Annotated in this window: 20 protein-coding genes and 1 pseudogene; 14 read left to right on the top strand and 7 right to left on the bottom strand. The window is 47.6% G+C overall.

Going from position 1 to position 20,902, the window contains the following annotated elements:
• The first annotated feature begins 88 nt into the window (after window positions 1-88).
• The 6 genes from QF06_RS14630 (at window position 89) to frlD (ending at window position 5,724) form a co-directional block, all read left to right on the top strand.
• The gene (locus QF06_RS14630; protein ID WP_003228617.1) at window positions 89-463 is read left to right on the top strand and encodes a nucleotide excision repair endonuclease; all 375 of its coding nucleotides are present in this window, start codon (window positions 89-91) and stop codon (window positions 461-463) included.
• Window positions 464-678: 215 nt separating this feature from the next.
• Window positions 679-1,665: a fructosamine deglycase FrlB gene (gene frlB, locus QF06_RS14625; protein ID WP_015251278.1), complete on the top strand. Its 987-nt coding sequence runs from the start codon at window positions 679-681 to the stop codon at window positions 1,663-1,665.
• A gap of 80 nt (window positions 1,666-1,745) precedes the next feature.
• A complete protein-coding gene (locus QF06_RS14620; protein WP_041850561.1) occupies window positions 1,746-3,014 on the top strand; it encodes an ABC transporter substrate-binding protein in 1,269 nt (422 codons plus the stop codon).
• Between the two features lie 57 nt (window positions 3,015-3,071).
• A complete protein-coding gene (locus tag QF06_RS14615; protein ID WP_014477910.1) occupies window positions 3,072-3,950 on the top strand; it encodes a carbohydrate ABC transporter permease in 879 nt (292 codons plus the stop codon).
• Between the two features lie 3 nt (window positions 3,951-3,953).
• A complete protein-coding gene (locus QF06_RS14610) occupies window positions 3,954-4,856 on the top strand; it encodes a carbohydrate ABC transporter permease (protein ID WP_003228625.1) in 903 nt (300 codons plus the stop codon).
• Window positions 4,857-4,869: 13 nt separating this feature from the next.
• Window positions 4,870-5,724: a fructosamine kinase FrlD gene (frlD, locus tag QF06_RS14605; protein WP_003228626.1), complete on the top strand. Its 855-nt coding sequence runs from the start codon at window positions 4,870-4,872 to the stop codon at window positions 5,722-5,724.
• Between the two features lie 24 nt (window positions 5,725-5,748).
• Here frlD and frlR read toward each other — a convergent pair whose 3' ends face one another.
• On the bottom strand, window positions 5,749-6,477 hold the full coding sequence (gene frlR / locus QF06_RS14600) for a transcriptional regulator FrlR (RefSeq protein ID WP_014480777.1): 729 nt from the start codon (window positions 6,475-6,477) through the stop codon (window positions 5,749-5,751).
• 181 nt (window positions 6,478-6,658) lie between these two features.
• Between frlR and QF06_RS14595 the strand changes: the two genes are divergently transcribed.
• On the top strand, window positions 6,659-7,762 hold the full coding sequence (locus QF06_RS14595) for an ABC transporter ATP-binding protein (protein ID WP_024572486.1): 1,104 nt from the start codon (window positions 6,659-6,661) through the stop codon (window positions 7,760-7,762).
• A gap of 33 nt (window positions 7,763-7,795) precedes the next feature.
• Here the strand turns inward: QF06_RS14595 and QF06_RS14590 are convergent, their stop codons facing one another.
• Together QF06_RS14590 and QF06_RS21905 are read right to left on the bottom strand one after the other, a co-directional pair.
• Complete coding sequence (locus tag QF06_RS14590; protein ID WP_041850562.1) at window positions 7,796-8,662, bottom strand: endonuclease I family protein; 867 nt, start codon at window positions 8,660-8,662, stop codon at window positions 7,796-7,798.
• Between the two features lie 81 nt (window positions 8,663-8,743).
• Window positions 8,744-8,863 (bottom strand): annotated as a pseudogene (locus QF06_RS21905) (hypothetical protein); the annotation flags it as partial.
• A gap of 224 nt (window positions 8,864-9,087) precedes the next feature.
• Between QF06_RS21905 and allC the strand changes: the two are divergent.
• The 7 genes from allC to pucE all read left to right on the top strand — a co-directional run bounded on the left by allC (window position 9,088) and on the right by pucE (window position 17,006).
• Window positions 9,088-10,326: an allantoate deiminase gene (gene allC / locus QF06_RS14585; RefSeq protein WP_041850563.1), complete on the top strand. Its 1,239-nt coding sequence runs from the start codon at window positions 9,088-9,090 to the stop codon at window positions 10,324-10,326.
• Window positions 10,327-10,342: 16 nt separating this feature from the next.
• The gene (gene pucG / locus QF06_RS14580) at window positions 10,343-11,593 is read left to right on the top strand and encodes a (S)-ureidoglycine--glyoxylate transaminase (protein WP_003244520.1); all 1,251 of its coding nucleotides are present in this window, start codon (window positions 10,343-10,345) and stop codon (window positions 11,591-11,593) included.
• A 226-nt stretch (window positions 11,594-11,819) separates the two neighbouring features.
• On the top strand, window positions 11,820-12,812 hold the full coding sequence (locus tag QF06_RS14575) for an XdhC family protein (protein ID WP_041850564.1): 993 nt from the start codon (window positions 11,820-11,822) through the stop codon (window positions 12,810-12,812).
• Complete coding sequence (gene pucB, locus QF06_RS14570) at window positions 12,809-13,426, top strand: xanthine dehydrogenase accessory protein PucB (RefSeq protein ID WP_021480548.1); 618 nt, start codon at window positions 12,809-12,811, stop codon at window positions 13,424-13,426. The genes QF06_RS14575 and pucB overlap by 4 nt, the downstream gene beginning before the upstream one ends.
• A complete protein-coding gene (gene pucC / locus QF06_RS14565; protein ID WP_038829784.1) occupies window positions 13,423-14,256 on the top strand; it encodes a xanthine dehydrogenase subunit C in 834 nt (277 codons plus the stop codon). Before pucB ends, pucC begins: the two co-directional genes overlap by 4 nt.
• The gene (gene pucD, locus QF06_RS14560) at window positions 14,257-16,494 is read left to right on the top strand and encodes a xanthine dehydrogenase subunit D (protein WP_041850565.1); all 2,238 of its coding nucleotides are present in this window, start codon (window positions 14,257-14,259) and stop codon (window positions 16,492-16,494) included. It begins immediately after the preceding gene.
• Window positions 16,485-17,006 carry a xanthine dehydrogenase subunit E gene (gene pucE, locus QF06_RS14555; RefSeq protein ID WP_041850566.1) on the top strand — a complete coding sequence of 174 codons (522 nt, stop codon included), beginning with the start codon at window positions 16,485-16,487 and terminating at the stop codon, window positions 17,004-17,006. Before pucD ends, pucE begins: the two co-directional genes overlap by 10 nt.
• Before the next feature lie 206 nt (window positions 17,007-17,212).
• Here pucE and yuzJ read toward each other — a convergent pair whose 3' ends face one another.
• The 4 genes from yuzJ to pucK form a co-directional block, all read right to left on the bottom strand.
• Entirely contained in the window at window positions 17,213-17,344 is a 132-nt protein-coding gene (gene yuzJ / locus QF06_RS21455) for a YhzE/YjcZ family sporulation protein YuzJ (protein WP_038829787.1), read from the bottom strand.
• A 421-nt stretch (window positions 17,345-17,765) separates the two neighbouring features.
• The gene (gene uraH, locus QF06_RS14545; RefSeq protein ID WP_015714658.1) at window positions 17,766-18,110 is read right to left on the bottom strand and encodes a hydroxyisourate hydrolase; all 345 of its coding nucleotides are present in this window, start codon (window positions 18,108-18,110) and stop codon (window positions 17,766-17,768) included.
• Window positions 18,110-19,594 carry a factor-independent urate hydroxylase gene (gene pucL / locus QF06_RS14540; protein ID WP_043940190.1) on the bottom strand — a complete coding sequence of 495 codons (1,485 nt, stop codon included), beginning with the start codon at window positions 19,592-19,594 and terminating at the stop codon, window positions 18,110-18,112. Before pucL ends, uraH begins: the two co-directional genes overlap by 1 nt.
• A 12-nt stretch (window positions 19,595-19,606) precedes the next feature.
• Entirely contained in the window at window positions 19,607-20,899 is a 1,293-nt protein-coding gene (gene pucK / locus QF06_RS14535; RefSeq protein WP_041850568.1) for a uric acid permease PucK, read from the bottom strand.
• Window positions 20,900-20,902 lie beyond the last annotated feature (3 nt).

Genomic DNA, 20,902 nt, shown 5'->3' with positions numbered 1-20,902 from the left:
ACAAACAAATATAATAAAGCTGTTCTAGCTTTTCTTTTCTGTATGTGTTAGCATTTATCTTTAATGAAAAAGAGGACGTGAACTGATTTTGATAAAAATTGATATACCCGCACCGAATGTCACCATCACTGAACGACAGCAGTCAGCTAATGATAACGAGCCGAAGATAAAACCGATTCACGGATTCATCGACTTTCACCAGATCCCAAGGGACAAAGGCGGCATTTTTATGTTTTACAACATTCATGACGAGCTGCTGTTTGTCGGTAAAGCCAGAAAGTTAAGACAGAGAATTAAGAAGCATTTCGAAGACACTGTTTCACCGATCAAACATCACAGAGATGAAGTCTATAAAATCGAGGTATGTGTAGTTGATGATCCAATGGAAAGAGAGATTTACGAAACATATATCATCAATACACAGCACTCGAAGTACAATATAGACAAGGTATTTTTTAAATAAGACGTCAGTCTGCGGATTGAACAGCGAAGCCAGAGCTTAAGTCAAGTTCTGGCTTTTGATTTGGGCATTTTTTCGCATATAGACCCTTTGTCTGTCATTCGAATAAATTATTGAGAAATTTCAGAAAATAATATTGACAATCCTACCCGCGGACTTTAATATAACAATATATAATGTTATATAACGTTATATAATAAAAACGGGGAGTGAAGGATTTGAGTCAGGCCACAGCAAAAGTAAATCGTGAGGTTCAAGCTTTCTTGCAGGATTTGAAAGGGAAAACCATTGATCATGTATTCTTTGTCGCATGCGGAGGGTCTTCTGCCATTATGTATCCGAGTAAGTATGTGTTTGACAGAGAGTCAAAATCAATAAACTCCGACCTCTACAGCGCCAACGAATTTATTCAGCGCAACCCTGTTCAGCTTGGTGAAAAGTCTCTTGTTATTTTGTGTTCGCATTCGGGAAATACCCCGGAGACAGTCAAAGCTGCTGCGTTTGCAAGGGGCAAGGGCGCACTTACGATTGCGATGACGTTTAAACCGGAGTCTCCTTTAGCGCAGGAAGCGCAATATGTTGCCCAGTACGATTGGGGTGATGAGGCGCTTGCGATCAATACAAACTATGGCGTTTTGTATCAAATCGTTTTTGGAACCCTGCAAGTATTAGAAAACAATACGAAATTCCAACAAGCAATTGAAGGCTTAGATCAATTGCAGGCTGTATATGAAAAAGCCCTTAAGCAGGAAGCTGACAACGCCAAGCAATTTGCAAAAGCCCATGAAAAAGAAAGCATTATTTATACCATGGCAAGCGGTGCAAACTACGGTGTCGCTTACTCCTACAGCATCTGCATTCTCATGGAAATGCAATGGATTCATTCCCACGCCATTCATGCCGGAGAATATTTTCACGGACCGTTTGAAATTATTGATGAATCCGTGCCGTTTATCATCCTGCTCGGTTTAGATGAAACAAGACCTCTTGAAGAGCGGGCGCTTACCTTCTCGAAAAAGTATGGCAAAAAGCTCACTGTGCTTGATGCTGCATCTTACGACTTCACTGCAATTGACGATTCAGTTAAAGGCTATCTTGCTCCGCTCGTTCTCAATCGTGTGCTGAGAAGCTATGCAGACGAGCTGGCAGAGGCGAGAAATCATCCTTTATCTCATAGAAGATACATGTGGAAAGTTGAGTATTGATCTGAAAATGAAGAACCATTATGCATTAGACTATAATGTTATATAACATTATAGTCTAATGTCCAGAGGAGGCCAACCCTTTGAAGAAAATGTTGTTGTTCTTGATCATTGCAGCTGTCAGTATGCTCACCATCGCAGGCTGTTCGAGCCAAAGCAGTTCAGCGGACGGAAAGGTGACATTGAAATTTTTCCACAGATGGCCAAAGGAGCCGGAAAAAAGTTATTTTGAAGAGGTTGTAAAAGAATTTGAAAAAGATCACCCAGATATCGACATTCAAATTGAAGCCGTTTTAAATGACTCCTATAAAGATAAAATTAAGGTCATGCTGGGAACTACCAGCCCTCCTGACATTTACTTCTCTTGGAGCGATGAGTTTGCTTTTAAATTTATCAGAGGCAATAAAGCACTTGATCTCTCGTCCTACTACAAAAATGACACCGATTGGTCATCACAGCTCGTTCAATCGCAAATTACACCATTTACTTATGAAAACAAGCAATATGGCGTGCCGTGGCAAATGGACGCTAAATCATTCTTCTATAATAAAGACATTTTCCAAAAGATGAATCTTGATCCCCCGAAGACGTGGGATGAATTAATCGATGTGTCAAAAAAGCTGAAAGAACATGGCTACACACCGATCAGCTTCGGAACAAAGGCGACTTGGACAATCTCGCACTATATCGGCACGCTTAATCAGCGGATGGTCGATGAAAAAACGCGAGACAAGGACTATAACGCCAAAACGGGTGAATTTACTGATGAAGGCTACGTAAAAGCACTTGAAAAGCTTCAAGAGCTGATGCCTTACTTTAATAAACATGTAAACTCCGTCGACCACGAATATGTGAGACAGCAATTTAAGAGCGGAAAGTCGGCGATGATATATGCGGAAACAGCGGAAATCAAGCTGGTTGAACCGGTTAATCTCGGGATGTTCCCATTTCCTGAAATCAGCGGGCAGAAAGGATCTTCAGAAGCGTTAACGGGAGCGCCGGAAGGATTCATGATTTCCTCAAGAACAAAACATCCGAAGGAAGCAATGGAATTTTTGCAGTTCTTGACGTCGAAAAAAATGGGCGAAAAGCTCGTGAAAGATGTCGGGAAATACAGTGCAGTGCAAGGTACGGCTACTGAAGAAAATGCAACAGCTATTCAGCGTGAAGCCGTTCAGCATATTGTTGATGCCAAATCAATGGTTCCATGGTTTGATATGGATGTCGATGTTGAAGTCGCAGATGCGTACCTAACAGGCGTCCAGCAAATGCTTGGCGGCGACATGACACCGCAGCAGGTGATGAAAGCCGTTCAAAAGGCAGCAAAGCAGGTGAGGGCGTCAGCTGAATAAATCAAAGAAAAGGTGAAGCTTCGCACCTTTTCTTTTTATAAAGGAGATGAGATACCCTTGGTCAATCAGAATAAAATAATCCCCTATTTGTTTTTGGTGCCCGCTCTCGTTTTTTTACTTTTCGTTTATATCCCGATTTTTGAGAATGTATTCCTCAGCCTGTTTCAGTGGAGCTCATTTTCTCCGGAAAAAACGTTTATCGGCTTAAAAAACTATGTTGAATTATTTCATGATCCTGTCTTCTATCAGGCACTTACCAATAATGTGCTTTATGCAGTGATCTCAATTGTATGCCAGGTATTTGGAGGTTTGATTTTGGCGGCGGTGCTTGAGGATAAGCTGGTCAGAAAATGGTCGCCGTTTTTTCGTACCGTTTTCTTTTTGCCGGTTGTCATCTCAATGACGGTGATCGCGCTTTTGTTTGATTTTATTTACAATCCGGAGACAGGGCTGTTGAATCAGCTGCTTCAGGCCATCGGTCTTGATCAGCTGACGAGGGCCTGGCTCGGGGATGACAGCACAGCTATGCTTTCTGTCATTTTTGTGTCCCAGTGGCAATCTGTCGGTTATATTGCGATGCTGTACATCGTGTCGATTCAAAAAATACCGGATGAACTGTATGAAGCGGCCCGGCTTGACGGCGCGGGTAAAATTCAGCAGTTTTTTCATATTACTGTTCCCCAGACGAAAGAGATGTCTTTTGTTGCGGTGGTCATGACGCTGACCGGGGCCTTTACGGTCTTTAATGAGCCGTACATTTTGACAGGCGGCGGGCCGGGAAACGCGTCAGAAGTCTTGAGCACGTTTTTATATAAAAGCGCCTTTACAAAGGATATGATGGGCTACGCCTCAGCGATTGCCACTGTCGTGTTAATCATTACGCTTGCATTATCGCTCATGCAAATGAAGTTCTTTAAAACCGGAAAGGAGGAGTAACTGATGCTGCCTCAGAAGAAGACAGATTCGTTCAGATTGGAGCCTGTGCCTGACCAGCACATTGAGGTTAAAGATAAGCCTAGACGAAAATGGTATATCGGAGAAACGTCTGTGTGGGTTTTTCTGTTTCTTTATCTGATTGCGATTGCCTATCCGCTTCTCTGGATGGTGATGAGCGCCTTTAAAAACTCTGACGATATTTTTGAGCACAGCTGGTCGCTGCCGTCTTCGTGGCATCCGGAAAATTTTGTTTCCGCCTGGAACCAGGGGATTTCTTCTTATTTTATGAACAGTGTCATCGTTACGGCGCTGACGTGTGTGATCACTGTCTTTATCAGTGCATGGGCAGCGTATGGCCTTTCCCGGTTTGAGTTTAAAGGAAAAGGATTCTTTTTGGTGCTATGTCTTGGCGGATTGATGCTGACGCCGCAGGTCAGTCTTGTGCCGCTTTATTCTATTATTCAGTCGCTTGGCCTGTACAATACGTATTGGGCGTTAATCCTGCCGTATGCGGCTTATCGGATCCCATTCACCATCATTTTGATCCGCTCTTATTTTCTTTCTATTTCCAAAGAATTGGAGGAGGCGGCCTATTTGGATGGGTGTACAAGTTTTGGAGTATTTTTCAGAATTTTCTTACCAATGAGCGTGCCAATTTTGGTGACATCCGGCATTTTGACGGCTTACCATACATGGAATGAGTTTATGTTTGCGATTATTTTCATAGATGATGAGAATTTGCGGACCATTCCAGCCGGGCTGATGCAGTTCAGAGACGCGCTGCAGACAGACTGGGGCGTCCTGCTGGCGGGGTTAACGATTTCAGCCGCGCCGATTATTATTCTATTTTTATTGATGCAGAAATATTTTGTCCGCGGGATTGCAAGCGGCAGTGTAAAAGGATAAAGGAGGAAGCACTATGAAATTGATTGCGGTTGGAGATAATGTTGTAGATTATTACCAGGATCAAGAAACATTCTACCCGGGAGGAAATGCCTTAAACGTTGCTGTGCTTGCCAAGCGGCTCGGGCATGAGTCTTCCTATATCGGAATCGTCGGCAATGACGAAGCCGCGGCGCATCTGTTGAACGTTCTCAAGCTGGAGCAGGTCAATGCAGATTATATCCGCCAGGCGCACGGAGAAAACGGGATGGCGATTGTCACCCTTGATGAACAGGGGGACCGCATTTTTGTCAGGTCAAATAAAGGCGGCATTCAGTCCCGGCTTCGCCTCGCGTTTCAGGAGAAAGATGTATCTTTTATCAGCGGGCATGATCTGCTGCATACGAGCGTGTACAGCAGGCTTGAGAACGATCTTCCGCAGCTGTGCGGGCTGGTCCCTGTCTCATTTGATTTTTCAACCAATCGGGAGGATGATTATTTGAGGAGGGTCTGTCCTTATGTGACGTATGCGTTTTTTTCAGGAAGCGATTTGAGTGAGTCGGAATGCGGTGAGCTTGCCAAAACAGCTCATGGATACGGAGCCAAAATGGTTTGTATGACCCGAGGGGGCCAAGGAGCAATCCTGTCTGCGGGTGATCGAGTCTATCATCAGCCGATTGTGGAAGCTGATATAATAGATACACTTGGGGCGGGAGATTCTTTTATAGCAGGCTTTTTGACTGCCTTTTGCGTGAAGCAGGATATAACGTACGCTTTGCGCCAGGCCGCCGAAACGGCTGCGAAAACATGCGGTGTGTACGGAGCTTTCGGCTATGGCTATCCTTATCGCTTGGAGGACGGGGGAAGCAGTGAAAAAACGAGAATACTATAAGCAGTGTCTCGTTTTTTATGCCTGTTATGTGTAGGGGCTGTTGATGGTAAAAGTGACACGGTTTGTGTGCATCAAAAACAATGAGCAATAGATTGGCTGGTCGTTTGATGTAAAAGCCGTTTTATCAATTTCAAACAGCGCATCCCCGATATCACAATCCAGGTATTTGCTTTCCTCCTGTTGGGCATATACAACGTTTAATAGCTTCGTATTGTGCGTGGGTACAACTTTGTATTGCTGTTTCAAAATATCATGCATGGAGACGCCGTCAGCAATAAAGGTATCAATGCCGGGAAACAAATCAAGCGGATAATGCGTCACTTCAAAGGTGAGAGGCTGATCATCATTATATAAAATCCGTTTTAATTCAACGACAGGGCTCTCGGGATGGATTTGAAGCTTTTCTGCGATGGGTTTTGACGCTGGAATGATGTCATGGGACAGCACATGATGCTTCGGTTTTTTGCCGGTTGATTCCATAAATTCCGAGTAGCCGTTTACAGCGATCAGCTCTCGTTTTAATTTAGGGCTTTTAACGAACGTTCCCTTTCCCTGCTGCCTGATCAGATAGCCTTCTTCGACTAAATCGAGAATGGCTTTCCTGACGGTGATGCGGCTGACGTTATACTTGGTGCAAAGCTCGTTTTCGGTAGGCAGCTTGGCGGTTGGGGAATACACGCCCTTTTTGATGTCATCAGTGATGATTTGTTTTAGCTGAATGTATAAAGGTGTAGAACTTCCGTTGTTTAACAAAGGGTAGCCTCCTTTTAACCTATTATTTATATTATAATGTATTATGACGTTATAATACAAATTTACATTTTTTATTTTAGAAATATAGCAAAAATGGGAACCGATTACTCTAAAAATAACAGAAAGACCAAGTTGTTTCCAGTGACGAAATAACGGGTCAAAAGATAGGGGGACTTTTCTGATGGCTTCATTAACATTTGAACACGTCAAAAAATCATATCACTCACAATTAACCGTGAAGGACTTTGATTTAGATGTAAAGGATAAGGAGCTTTTGGTGCTGGTGGGGCCGTCAGGATGCGGAAAATCGACAACGCTGCGGATGGTGGCTGGATTAGAAAGCATTTCTGAAGGAAATCTTCTTATTGATGGGGAGCGGGTCAATGATCTTCCGCCGAAAGAACGTGATATTGCGATGGTATTCCAGAACTATGCGCTTTATCCGCATATGACGGTTTTTGATAATATGGCGTTTGGATTAAAGCTCAGAAAGATGGCGAAACAGGAAATTGCCGAGCGGGTTCATGCGGCAGCTAGAATTTTAGAAATTGAACATTTGCTGAAGAGAAAACCGAAGGCGCTCTCCGGCGGGCAGCGGCAAAGGGTGGCGCTTGGCAGGTCGATTGTGAGGGAGCCGAAGGTCTTTTTAATGGACGAGCCGCTTTCTAATCTGGATGCAAAACTAAGAGTGACGATGCGGACAGAAATCAGCAAGCTGCACCAGCGATTAGAGGCAACGATCATTTATGTCACGCATGACCAGACCGAAGCAATGACAATGGGAGATCGGATTGTCGTCATGAATGAAGGGGAAATCCAGCAAGTGGCGAAACCTCATGACATTTATCATTACCCGGCCAATTTGTTTGTCGCAGGCTTCATTGGCTCTCCTGGGATGAACTTTTTGAAAGGCATCATAGAACAGCAGCATGGCGAGCTGTTTTTCACAAATTCTTCGATCCGGCTTCATATTCCTGAAGAAAAAGCAAAGCGGCTGAAGGAAAAGGGATATGCCGGAGAACAGATGATTGCCGGTGTACGGCCGGAGCACATCACACAAATGACAGGAAATGACCAGTTGTTTGATTCAGTGTTTCAAGCGAAGGTGGAAGTGAATGAAAATTTGGGCTCGGAGCTCATAGTGCATGTCATGGCTGGGGATGAGCGGCTCAAGGTCCGTCTGGACGGAAACACGCGAATCGATGCAGGCGATTCAATCCAGCTCTCAGTGAAAATGGACCACGTCGTCTTTTTCGATGCGGAAACGGAAGAGGCTGTGTATTAGAAAAAGGTGCTCCTCAAAAGGAGCACCTTTTTCTTACGGCCAAATCTCATCCGCCCATTCAGGGTGGTCGATAAATGGATTGCGGTTGTGCTGATATTTTTCATAAATGATTTCATTTCTTTTCCGCTCGCGGTCGTCAACCGGATCCTGCTTATTCCATTCGAGCAGGACAGATTGTTTGCCATGATAAGGAGCTGAGCCGTTGCCTGTCTTATCATTAAGCTCAAGATCAGGATAGCCGTCATCACCCTCGTAACGGACAGCCATGTAAAACAGCATGCGGGCAACATCGCCTTTCACATCATCGCGGGGCTCCCATGAATCGCCGTCATAATAATTTCCGGGTGCCTTCGCATATTCAGTGCCGCCATTGTCAAAATCCATATTTCCTCTGGCGCTGTTAACTTGAACATCGGCTGGGCGCAAATGATGAATATCAGTACCAGGTCCCTTGCTCGTACCAAAATCGCCATGGGATTTCGCCCAGACATGCTCGCGGTTCCAATCGCCGACATTGCCGCCGTTCAGGTTTTTGGACCGCGATTCATTCGTATAGAGCAGGATGACGTTATTCGGATTTCTCGGGTCTTCATCCGTTTCTTTCAGCGCGTTCCACACTTCGCTGTAGGACAGCATCGTGTGTCCGCTGATAATACGGTGCAGGGTGCTTTTTAGCGAGTCTCCTGTTTTACCTTCAGCCCCTTCATAATAGGTATCTGTGTCAGCATAGGGTGCAGCGGGGGCGGCTAATGAGAGAAGGCTCCCTGTTCCTGAAGGGGAAGACGCCAATCGGTCATTGAGGCTTAATTCGGTTTGCGCGCTTGCTGAAGCTGCCGGCGCAAGCCATCCGGAAATCAGTAATACACAGACGAGCGGCAGAAACCATGCTTTTTTTGTCATCACTTGCCCTCCTTTTATCAGATCATGTCTATTATCTAAAATTGAAATAAAGGATAGAAGTGTCATTTTGTATATTTTTCATTAAAATTGTAAATTAGTCCCTTTGGAGGAGGCGGAAATCTCCTGTTCCCATATCTTTAGGTCCTGTTTTTGCGAGCTGCCGGCATTTCCGTTTTCATCCGTTCCGCAAACATCGCCTCTCTGGCAAGCTGAGCTTGACCCTCTCTTTCGCTCTTGCTGGCTCTCTTCCTTACCGTGTTTTCTTTTGACCTTTACATCAAAATAGTTGTGACATGTAGGGTGAATCTGGTTGCTGGATAGATACTGTGACTAAAAAATAAACGTTTTTTTGGTTAATCTGTCAATGAACTATCATGTTCCTCCTTCTATAATGAAGTCACCATAGCGGCCAGAGGGGGGAGTACATGGAAAAGCAGAAGCTTTCAGTAAAAAACAGCATCACAGATTATATTGAATGGCTCGCCCAATACGGTGCGTCTGCGGATGGCGGCGTAACGAGGCTTTTATACACAAAAGAGTGGATGGACGCACAGCTTGCTGTGAAAACGGAAATGTCTTCTTTCGGGCTTGACACAAGATTCGACGATGTCGGCAATGTGTTTGGAAGGCTTTCGGGCACCCAGTCTCCGGATGAAGTCATTGTAACCGGTTCACATATCGATACTGTCATCAATGGGGGGAAATACGACGGCGCCTATGGTGTTCTGGCGGCAATGCTTGCGATAAAGCGGCTCAAAGAGACATATGGATCGCCGAAAAAAACACTCGAAGCGGTATCCTTATGTGAGGAGGAGGGCAGCCGTTTTCCAATGACCTATTGGGGATCAGGGAATATGACGGGTGTTTTTTCATTACAGGATGGAGCAGAGCCAAGAGACGAATCAGGAGTCTCGCTGCAACATGCGATGCATGAGAACGGTTTTGGCAAAGGTGTGTTTCAGGCAGCATATCGGACAGATATCAGCGCTTTTGTTGAGCTCCATATTGAACAGGGACAGACATTGGAAATGTCAGGACGGGATCTCGGGATTGTGACAAGCATTGCGGGGCAGAGGCGCTATCTCGTCACGCTGGAGGGGGAATGCAATCATGCGGGAACCACCTCCATGAAATGGCGCAAGGACCCGCTCGCAGCCAGCAGCCGTATCATTCATGAGCTGTTGCTGCGGTCGGAGGAGCTGCCGGATGAGCTCCGTCTGACATGCGGAAAAATAACGGCAGAGCCCAATGTAGCCAATGTCATACCGGGCCGCGTCCAGTTTTCAATCGATATTCGCCATCAGCATCAGCATGTGCTGGAGCAGTTTCATCAAGACATGGTTGCTTTGATCAACGGCATTTGCCATCAAAAAGGAATTCGCGCCGTGATTGATGAATATATGCGGATAGAGCCTGTGCCGATGGACGAAAGGTTGAAGGCTGCGGCTTTTGAAACAGCATTAGAAAACGGCTTCAGCTGTGAGGAAATGGTGAGCGGAGCAGGGCATGACGCGCAAATGATCGGAAGGCGCTATCCTGCTTGTATGCTGTTTGTGCCGAGCCGAGGCGGCGTCAGCCACTCACCGAAGGAATATACGTCAGCCAGACAGCTTGAGATCGGCGTCCGCGCACTGACTGATTTATTATACAAACTGGCTTACTGATAAAGGAGGAATGGCTGTGTCAGGCAGAAGAGAATTATGCACCCCGTTAAGAACGATTATGACGCCGGGGCCTGTTGAGGTTGATCCGCGTGTATTAAGAGTAATGAGCACCCCGGTTGTCGGCCAATTTGATCCGGCGTTTACAGGTATTATGAATGAAACGATGGAGATGCTTCGGGAGCTGTTCCAAACAAAAAACCGCTGGGCATACCCGATTGACGGCACTTCACGGGCGGGAATTGAAGCAGTGCTGGCTAGTGTGATAGAGCCGGAAGATGATGTGCTCATTCCCATTTACGGCCGTTTCGGTTATTTGCTGACTGAAATCGCCGAGCGATATGGGGCAAATGTTCATATGCTGGAGTGCGAATGGGGAACGGTTTTTGACCCGGAGGACATCATACGGGAGATAAAAAAAGTGAAGCCGAAAATTGTGGCCATGGTGCATGGAGAAACATCGACAGGACGGATTCACCCGCTGAAAGCCATCGGCGAAGCCTGCCGCACCGAGGATGCATTGTTTATCGTCGATGCAGTCGCAACGATTGGGGGCTGCGAGGTTAAAGTCGATGAATGGAAGATTGACGCTGCCATCGGCGGAACGCAAAAATGTTTGTCTGTGCCTTCAGGAATGGCGCCGATTACATATAATGAGCGGGTGGCGGACGTGATTGCAGCTCGCAAAAAGGTGGAACGCGGGATTGCGACACAAGCTGACAGGGCAGCACTTTCGGGAAATCGGCCAATTACAAGCAACTACTTTGATTTGAGCCAGCTTGAGGATTATTGGAGCGAAAGACGGCTCAATCATCATACAGAAGCGACGACGATGCTGTACGCCTTACGTGAGGGAGTCAGACTGGTGCTTGAAGAAGGTCTTGAGACGCGTTTCGAGCGGCATCGGCACCATGAAGCCGCATTAGCAGCAGGGATAAAGGCAATGGGCCTAAGATTGTTTGGAGATGACAGCTGCAAAATGCCTGTTGTCACCTGTGTCGAAATTCCCGGCGGCATTGACGGCGAGTCTGTCCGTGACATGCTGCTGGCACAATTCGGCATTGAAATCGCCAGCTCATTCGGCCCGCTTGCAGGGAAGATCTGGAGGATCGGCACGATGGGGTACAGCTGCAGAAAAGAAAACGTCCTATTCGTGCTTGCCGGGTTAGAGGCTGTGCTTCTCAGACATAACGCAGGAATCGAAGCAGGAAAAGCGCTCCAAGCAGCGCTGGATGTGTATGAAAACGCTGGCCGCCAGGCAGCGGTGTAAAGAAAAGCTTGCGGAACTCCGCAAGCTTTTTAGATATGATTTCGTGTTTTCTCCAATCTAATTTTCTTCGTTTGACTCTTTTTACAAATCCTCTTTCTATGTGTTTCATTTTCTGACAAATCATGAGTCATTTTTTCTTCCATCGTCTATTCTTTATACAAGTTACCTATAAAATCACGCTGAACTAGTTGTTTCTCACGGCAATTTTCGAGAGGAGGATGCGGCATTGGGGAATTTTCACACGATGTTAGATGCGCTCCTGGAAGACCAGGAGGAGGCTGTACTGGCGACAATTGTTCAAGTGGAAGGCTCCGCGTATCGAAAAGCAGGCGCCTCTATGCTCTTTAAGAAAAATGGCAGACGGATTGGCTTGCTGAGCGGCGGGTGTGTGGAAGAAGATGTATTACAAAGAATCAGTGCGCTGGGCGATCAGCTCACATCAACGCTGATTCCCTACGACATGCGGTCGGAGGACGATCTTTCTTGGGGCATGGGAGCCGGGTGCAATGGCATTATTCATGTTCATGCAGAGCGAATCACTCAGGGAAAAAGGCGGCACTATGAGAAAGTGAGGGACTGCCTTCAATCAGGCAAAGCTGTCACTTCCGTTACAAAGATTGGATCCTCCCATTATTTATTTCTGATGGAGAACGGGCATTTTGGCAACTGGCCGGACGCGCCTCTGCAAGCTATTCAACGTACTGTTTCAACGCTTCATTTACCGCATTTCGATCGACCCACTAACATGTTTATTCAGCGAATTGAACCGAAGCCGCGCCTCATTCTGTTTGGGGCGGGACCGGATACTGTACCGCTGGCCAATTTGGCGGCTGACACAGGGTTTTCTGTTATTGTGACGGATTGGCGGCCCGCTTATTGTACATCCTCTCTTTTTCCAAAAGCGGATCAGCTGATTACCGCTTTTCCGGAACAAATGCTTAGCAAATTTCAATTTTTTCCGCATGATGCAGCTGTTGTGGCAACCCATCATTATCAGCACGATCAAACGATCATCAACTTCTTATTTTCTCAAAACCTCCATTATATTGGACTGTTGGGTTCGGCAAACCGCACGAAACGGCTGCTGAACGGAAAACATCCTCCGTCTCACTTTTACAGTCCGGTCGGGCTGAAAATCGGTGCGGAAGGTCCAGAGGAAATTGCGGTAAGTGTAGTTGCAGAAATTATTCAAACAAGAAAACGGGTGGCGGTTGTATGAGAAACCCCTATCTGATCGGCGTGTTTCTCGCTGCCGGCAAAAGCAGAAGAATGGGCCAAAACAAGCTGGCTTTGCCGCTAAAAGGAGAAAACATCGGCTCACTTTCCTTGAAAACTGCTCTGTCGTCCCGCCTTGATCACGTGCTGGTCGTCGAGCGGACAGAACATGCCTCCCTTGAGTGGATAGGAGCGCCGTATCACGCTCCGCCTTTTCAAAAACGCTGGAGCCTGCACGTTTGCCAAGACGCAGAAAAGGGTCAGGGGCATTCAGTCGGCAGCGGGGTGAGAAAAGCAGAAAGCATGGGGGCGGACGGCGTTGTCATTTTGTTAGCCGACCAGCCTCAGCTTTCCGTCGATCATCTCAATGCCCTTGTGGCACTGGCCCCTGAGTCATTTGCCGTGTCATCGTTTTTAGGGGCGTTCACCCCGCCAATCTACTTCTCGTCGACATGTTTTCCTTATGTAAAGGGGTTAAAGGGAGATGAAGGGGCTCGCAGGCTCCTGAAAAGCGGACAGCTTGGAGCAGGAGCGGTTTTGGAGGCAAAGGATAGCGGCGAGTTGGACGATATTGATACACCCGAGGAATATGACATGGTAAGGAGGGCGATGGCTTGAACGGCCAAGTGACAAAAGCAAGGATGAATATTCAATTATGGAGGCCGACAGCGCTTGATGAGGCCTATTCGCTTTTAGAGAAGCTTGCTCCGGATGTGTGTGCCGCATCGGGAAGCACGCTGCTTCAGCTTCAGTGGGACAAAGGAACTCTGCCGAAACAGCACCTTGTCAGCCTTGAAGGGATTGACGAGATGCGAGGGATCAGCGCCAGTGACACCCACGTGTCGATCGGGGCGCTCACATCACTGAATGAATGCAGAAAGAACCCTTTGATCAAGAGAGCGCTTGGCTGTTTCAGTGACGCTGCTTCCGCTGTCGCTGCACCGGGGATCCGCAGCCGTGCCACGATTGGCGGCAACATAGCGAGTAAAATCGGTGATTTCATTCCGCTTCTGCTTGTGCTTGGTGCTGAGCTTATCGTATATCAAAAGGAGCTAATCAGGCTGCCGCTTGGCGCTTGGCTCAGTGAGGAAGACTTTAGAACGGCTATCGTCACGCGTGTCATCATCCCGCGGGCGGAGGGAGAGCGTGTATTTTATCACAAGCTTGGGAGGCGCCAGGCTTTTACAGGAGCGGCTGCTGTTGCAGCTGGACGTTTTTTGAAAGACGGCGGCATTCGCCTCGCCGCTGGCCATGCCGATATCACCCCTAGGAGATTATTGGACAGCGAAGCGAAATGGATGGCACCAGGGTGGGACTCGCATGAGCTGTACAAAACACTTATCCATGAGCTGCCGTTTTCCTCAGATGCTTTTATGTCAGCGGCATACAGAAAAAAAGCCGCTGCCAACGTCATCATGGCAGAGCTGATGGCTGAGGGAGGGGAATAAATGATCATCAACAAACCGTCAAGAGTCAGGCCGGATGGAAGGGATAAGGTCACAGGGGAATTGAAATATATGACCGATCTCAGCTTTCTGGGAATGCTGTATGGCAAGGTGCTGAGAAGTGCTTATCCTCATGCAGAGATTGTGTCGGTTTGCACCATAAAAGCTGAGAAAATGGAAGGCGTGCAAGCCATCGTCACGCATAAAGACGTTCCTGGCTTAAACCGATTTGGCATTGTCATCCCTGATCAGCCGGTTTTATGTGAGGACAGGGTGCGGTATGTCGGGGATGCGATCGCCGCAGTTGCTGCGGAAACGGAGGAAATCGCGGAAGCGGCGCTGGAGCTGATTCGAGTTGAGTATAAAGAGCTGGAAGTCATAGATTCACCAGAAAAAGCGCTTCGGCCGAATGCGCAAAGACTGCATGAGGACGGGAATATCCTGCACCGCACATTTTTTTCAAACGGCGATGTGGAAGAAGGGTTTCAAGCATCTGATACAGTCCTTGAAGAAACCTATGAGCTGCCGCGGCAGATGCATACGTATATGGAAACGGAGGGAGGCGTAGCCGTTCCGGAAGACGACGGGGGTTTTACGATGTATGCAGGAACTCAGCACGGCTATAAAGACCGTTTCCAGCTTGCCCGTATTTTTGACATTCCTGAAGAGAAGATCAGGATTGTGTCAAGTCCGATGGGCGGCTCGTTCGGAGGGAAGGATGAGCTGAATATTCAGCCGTATGCTGCGCTTTTGGCCCTGAAAAGCGGACGCCCTGTCAAAATCCATCAGACACGAAAGGAATCTGTACGTTCTGGCATTAAGCGCCATCCGATGAAGATTACGATAAAAACGGGTGCAGATCATTCGGGAAATCTATTGGCGCACGACGTGAAAATTGTGGCGGACACAGGCGCTTACGCCACGCTTGGACCTGCCGTTCTAGATTTTTCTGTCGAGCATGCCGCGGGGCCGTACCGTATTCCGAATATCCGGACTGAAGGAATATCAGTATTTACGAACAACGGGGTGGCGGGGGAATTTCGAGGCTTTGGCGGCAACCAAATCACATTTGCACTCGAAACCCATCTCGATCGTCTCAGCGGCATGCTCGGCATCGACCCGCTGGAGCTGAGAAGAAAAAATATCAGAAAACCGCATGACTTGGGGCCTCTTGAGCATCGGATTGCACCGACTGACGGAGCGGCACAGGTGTTGAATGCCATATCTAAATCTCCCATTCTTACAAGAACCAGCCGGAACTGCGGGTATCTGCAAAGAGGCACGGGAGCGGCAATTACAATGCACGGCGGCGGGCTGGGGTTTGGCCGAATGGATGCGGCAGGAGGCCGTTTGTCTCTTTCGAGTGAAGGCAAAATCACTGCTTCGTTTGGATTTGAAGAATGCGGACAGGGGATTCTAGCAGCGATTGAACAGATTGTCATGGAGGAGTTAGGTTGTGCCGCAGAGGATATTTCCATTGTTATTGGGGATACCGCAAAAGTGCCGAAGTCAGGCTCCTCCACAGCATCCCGCGGCACAAGCATGGTGTGGCACGCGATCCAGCGTTTGAAGAAGCCGTTTCTATCTCAGTTGAAAAAACGGGCGGCAGAATGGAGCGGCTGTTCAGCGGAAAACCTTATTCCCGGCGCTGCAGGCTTGCGTGACAAAAACACAAAGGCGCTCGTAGTTACGTATAAGGAGCTGGCTGAAAAAGGCCCTTTGGCAGAGGAAACGGCCTTTGACTTTCCAACAACGCCTGACCCTGTGGTGGGCGGCCATTTCCTCTACTCATTTGGAGCGGCTGCCGTTGAGGTGGAGGTAGATCTGTTAACAGGCGATGTCAAATTGATAGATTGTGAGCACGCTATTGCGGCAGGTCCGGTTGTCAGTCCGCAGGGATATCGAGGTCAAATTGAAGGCGGCGCTGCCATGGCACTCGGCTATACGCTGATGGAGGAAGCGAAAATGACGGACGGCCGTTATGCCGCAGAAAATCTAGATCACTATTTGATCCCTGGAGTCAAAGACGTTCCTGACATGAAGGTGATCGCAATAGAAGAACTAATGAAGGGTGATGCATATGGACCGCGCGGTGTTGGCGAAATCGGAACAATCGCCATCACTCCGGCGATTGTAAAGGCAGTACATGATGCGGTCGGATGCTGGATAAACAAGCTGCCAATTTCAAGAGAAGAGCTGCTTGAAGCGATCGACAGAAAGGGGCTGAAGCAATGGACGTAAAAGAGGCCGGGCCATTTCCTGTAAAAAAGGAACAGTTCCGGATGACCGTGAATGGGCAGGAGTGGGAGGTTGCTGCCATTCCTACGACACATCTGAGTGACTTGCTTAGAAAGGAATTTCAGCTGACCGGGACAAAGGTGTCCTGCGGAATCGGCCGCTGCGGAGCCTGCTCTATTTTAATCGACGGAAAACTGGCCAATGCGTGTATGACCATGGCTTATCAAGTGGACGGCCACTCCATTACAACAATCGAGGGCGTACAACAAGAGGAACTGGATATCTGCCAAACCGCTTTTATGGAAGAAGGAGGCTTCCAATGCGGCTACTGTACCCCAGGAATGATAATTGCGCTTAAAGCACTGTTTCGGGAAACCCCTCAACCTTCTGACAAAGATATAGAAGAAGGGCTGGCGGGGAACTTGTGCCGGTGTACCGGGTATGGCGGGATTATGCGGTCAGCTTGCAGGATTAGAAGAGAGTTGAACGGGGGTAGTCTGGAGTCCGGCTTTTAAGAGCCGGACTTTTTTAGCCTCAGTCAGACAGCGCGATCAAGACGCAGAAGCGTTGTGGGAAAACACACGATAAATCTCGTAGAACTTGACAGCTTCTGGATTAGAAAATGATTAGTGAATCACATAGCAAAGACGCCATAAAAACTTCTTATGGCGTCTGTCGGACAGGGAGGTGTTGGATACGGCGGAGGCAAGGAAAGTTAAACTTAATAATTAAAGATAGCTGCTCCAACAATGATCAACAAAATGAATAGCACCACGATCAAAGCGAAGGAGCTCCCGAAACCGTTTGAGTAACCAGAGTTTCCATTGTATCCACCAGAATTGTAGAATCCCATAATGTCACCTCCTTTAGTGGAGATAGTATAAGATATGCCAAACGATCATTTTCGACATAGATTTAAGTCTAAAAAAGAAAAAATGAATATTTTGTCTAAAGGTGTAAGAGAGAACGCATTATCAAAACTATTAAAACCGCAGCAATTGTTTTCAGAGTAATTTTTCGAGAAAAACGCGGTCTGTTTATTGGATTGGAAAAGGGAGCTCGGCTTCTAAGAGCTGACTTATTAGTTTGAAACCCGATTTATAAATGAAAGGACTACAGGATATTTTTCTCGTAGGCAATTATCCTGAAAAATATTGGTGAATGTTTATTCAAGCTGTTGTTTCACTAAGCGTGGGATCACTGCAAGTACTGTCCTAGGATCAAAAGTTTATTGAAGTGCAAATAGAAGCCCGCCTCACCGGCGGGCTTCCTTCTTAACTCCCCCTATACACCTGATAACCAAACGGCGACAGCAAGAGCGGGATATGATAATGTGCATCTGGATCTGCAAGCTGAAAACGGACGGTGACGATGGTTAAAAACGGCTGGTCGATCGTATTCACGTTTTTATTCGCAAAATAGTCTCCTGCATGAAATTCCATCACATACTCTCCGGACACCAGCTCTTCACCAGCCAGCAGAGGGACATTGGCTCTGCCGTCATTGTTAGTGTAAACCTCTTTCAAAATACTTTCGCCCAGCCGCTTCACTTCAATTTTTACGTTCGCCGCTGGTTTGCCGCTGGTTAAATCTAAAATATGGGTTGTCAGTTTTCCCATCAGGCTTTCAGGCTCCGACATTTTTCAGCGGCTTTCTGTTTTTCTTTCTCGGCGTCTTCTCTTGTCACGGTAAAATGTTGGAAACCGTATGGCGGGCGTGGTTCGGTGTAGACTTTTCCTTGTGAGCCCGGGATTTCTTCGACAACCGCATCCCACGTGTGATTTTGAGATTGGAAGCTGACATCAGTGAGCTGCGGGAACCTTGCTAATATTCTGCAGCCGATATGATAGATTAAGTTTTGGATTGAAGGGGTTTCGAGCTCGTGAAAAACGGTGCTTGCCAAGTCGCGGACTTGTTCAGCCGCGACGTAGCGGGCTGGATCAGAAGCGTATGCGTCATTTGTATTTTCATATTGCCAGCTGATGTTTAAATAGACAAACAGCGGGCGGTTGCCGTCTTCGGGAAGAGTCGTATATTCGTCCCGGATGAAGCCGACGAAGGAGTTGCCGCTCACCTTGACGAGCTGAAGATCCATGATTTCGCTGTATTGCTCTGTAATCGTTATGGTATTCCCGCTTCGTTCTGCTTTCAGCACAGAGCGGCTTCGTTCATTACGCGATCTTCTGAAGACGAGGCGGCTTGTGCTGAGCTCTTTCTCCTCGTATGCAGGCATTGCTTCAAACGGAATGTCTTCGCCAGTCAGAGTGATCTTGTCCATATGAGAATAGGTATCTAAAAATCGGTGAGCTACATAGTGTAGGAACCCCTCGGTTGTCGTTCCTTCATAGGATGCGAGATGGCGCTGGATAAAGTTTTTCATTGAATCCGTTGCCACGACGAGAGTATTGTCTCCGTCTGTAAATGATGGCAGGAAGGCTTCTCCGCCAATTTCGCATGTCACATCAACGCCGACAACGGTATTGCTTCTCCCGGCAAAAGATGATTCTGGGATTTGCTTCACTCCAGTGAGCGGTTTTAAAAACGTTCGGTATGCAAATACATTTCCTTTGCCATAAGACATAGTTCTTTTCATTTGCGTCTCTCCTTTTTCAGTGATGATGTCAGCCAGACGAAAGCGGGCGATTCGGTAAATTTCTATAAGGGCCTGCTGGAACTCCGTTTCTCGTTCGCTCTCAAGCCTTGCCAGCAGGGCTTGGTGAATGTCCTGTTTCGTCTTTCCCTTCACCGCTAAAATAAAAGGAAAGCCGAAGCGATCATAATAGTGTTCATTCAGCATGAGAAACTCCTCGTATTCCTGCTGTTCTAATTTGCTGAGCCCCGCGTTCTGCTGCTCTCGTACCGAGTCATCGCTCATTGTTTTCTTTGTTCCGAGCCGGGGATGCTTTTTGATTAAATCAAGCTGTGTCTCGCGATCCGCGGCTTTTACTATGCCAGTCATTTTGCGGTGAAGATCAGAAAGGGACGAAAACGGCCGTAGTGCTGCGGATCTCTCCGCAATCCATGAAGAGTGTTCAAAAATAGAACCAAGTGTGCCTGTCAGTGTTTGTGTGTCCATTTGGTTCAGGTCATCCATTGTGAACATTGGCATCTTCCTTTACGTTTTTATGTCTGCGCCATTCGGCTGTTTGGTTTGAAAAAAAGCGTGCAGTGCAATGGCCGTCAAACTGCCGATCACAATTCCGCTTCCTGCCAAGACAGAGGCCGCGCCCGGAAGAGATGAAAACAACGCGGGAACTGTTGTAGCGCCAAGCCCCAAGCTGACGGAAGAGGCGATAATCAGCAAGTTGCCTTGCGAATCAAGGTCAACGCTGGATAGCATTTTGATCCCGTAAGAAATGACCATGCCGAACATGACGATCATTGCGCCGCCGAGAACTGGGGTGGGGATCACTGTTGTCAGGGCCGCTGCTTTTGGAACCAGGCCGATCGCGACCAGTATGATTCCTGTGATGGCGATGACGTTGACACTTTTCATCTTTGAGAGCTGAACGATGCCGACATTCTGCGAGAAAGCTGTATAGGGAAACGCGTTAAATAAGCCGCCCAGCAAAATCGCAAGGCCTTCTGCCCGGTAGCCCTTTTCCAGATCCTTCCCCGACAGCCTGCGGTTTGTGATATCAGCGAGGGCAAAATAAACGCCTGTCGATTCAACGAGGCTGACAATCGCAACGAGAAGCATCGTGACAACAGCCGGCAGCTCAAAGGTTGGCGGTCCGAAATAAAACAGAGACGGAACATGAAGCCAAGACGCTTCCAAGACCTCAGAAAAATCGACCTTTCCCATCAAATATGCAGCCGCTGTTCCTGCGATAAGACCGAGTAAAATCGCTATGGAGCGGATAAAGCCTTTAAAGAAATAAAATAGCAATAAGATAAAAGCTGTGACGCCAAACCCGAGGAGCACGTTGTCGAGTGAGCCGAATTCTTTGCTTCCTTCACCTCCGGCCAGGTTATTCATTGCCGTTGGAATCAGGCTGATGCCGATGATCATGACGACTGATCCGGTTACGACAGGCGGAAAAAAACGGACAAGCTTCCCGAAGAAGCCCGCGGCTAAGACGACAATCAGTCCTGCGGCGATAATGGCACCATATATCGCTGGGACACCGTAAGTGCTGCCGATGGAAATCATCGGGCCGACTGCGGTAAACGTACATCCGAGCACAACGGGAAGGCCGATGCCGAAATATCGGTTTCTCCAGAGCTGCAAAAGAGTTGCCGCCCCGCACATAAACAAATCAATCGCGATTAAATACGTCAGCTGCCCCGCATTCAGCCCGATCGCCGCTCCGACGATCAGCGGAACGAGAATGGCTCCCGCATACATGGCAAGCATGTGCTGAAGCCCCAGCATCATCAGCTGTAAGGCATTGTGTTGTTCCTTCATCTT

Source organism: Bacillus sp. YP1, from assembly GCF_000877815.1.
Lineage (GTDB): Bacteria > Bacillota > Bacilli > Bacillales > Bacillaceae > Bacillus > Bacillus subtilis.
This window is presented reverse-complemented; position numbering and strand designations above follow the sequence as displayed.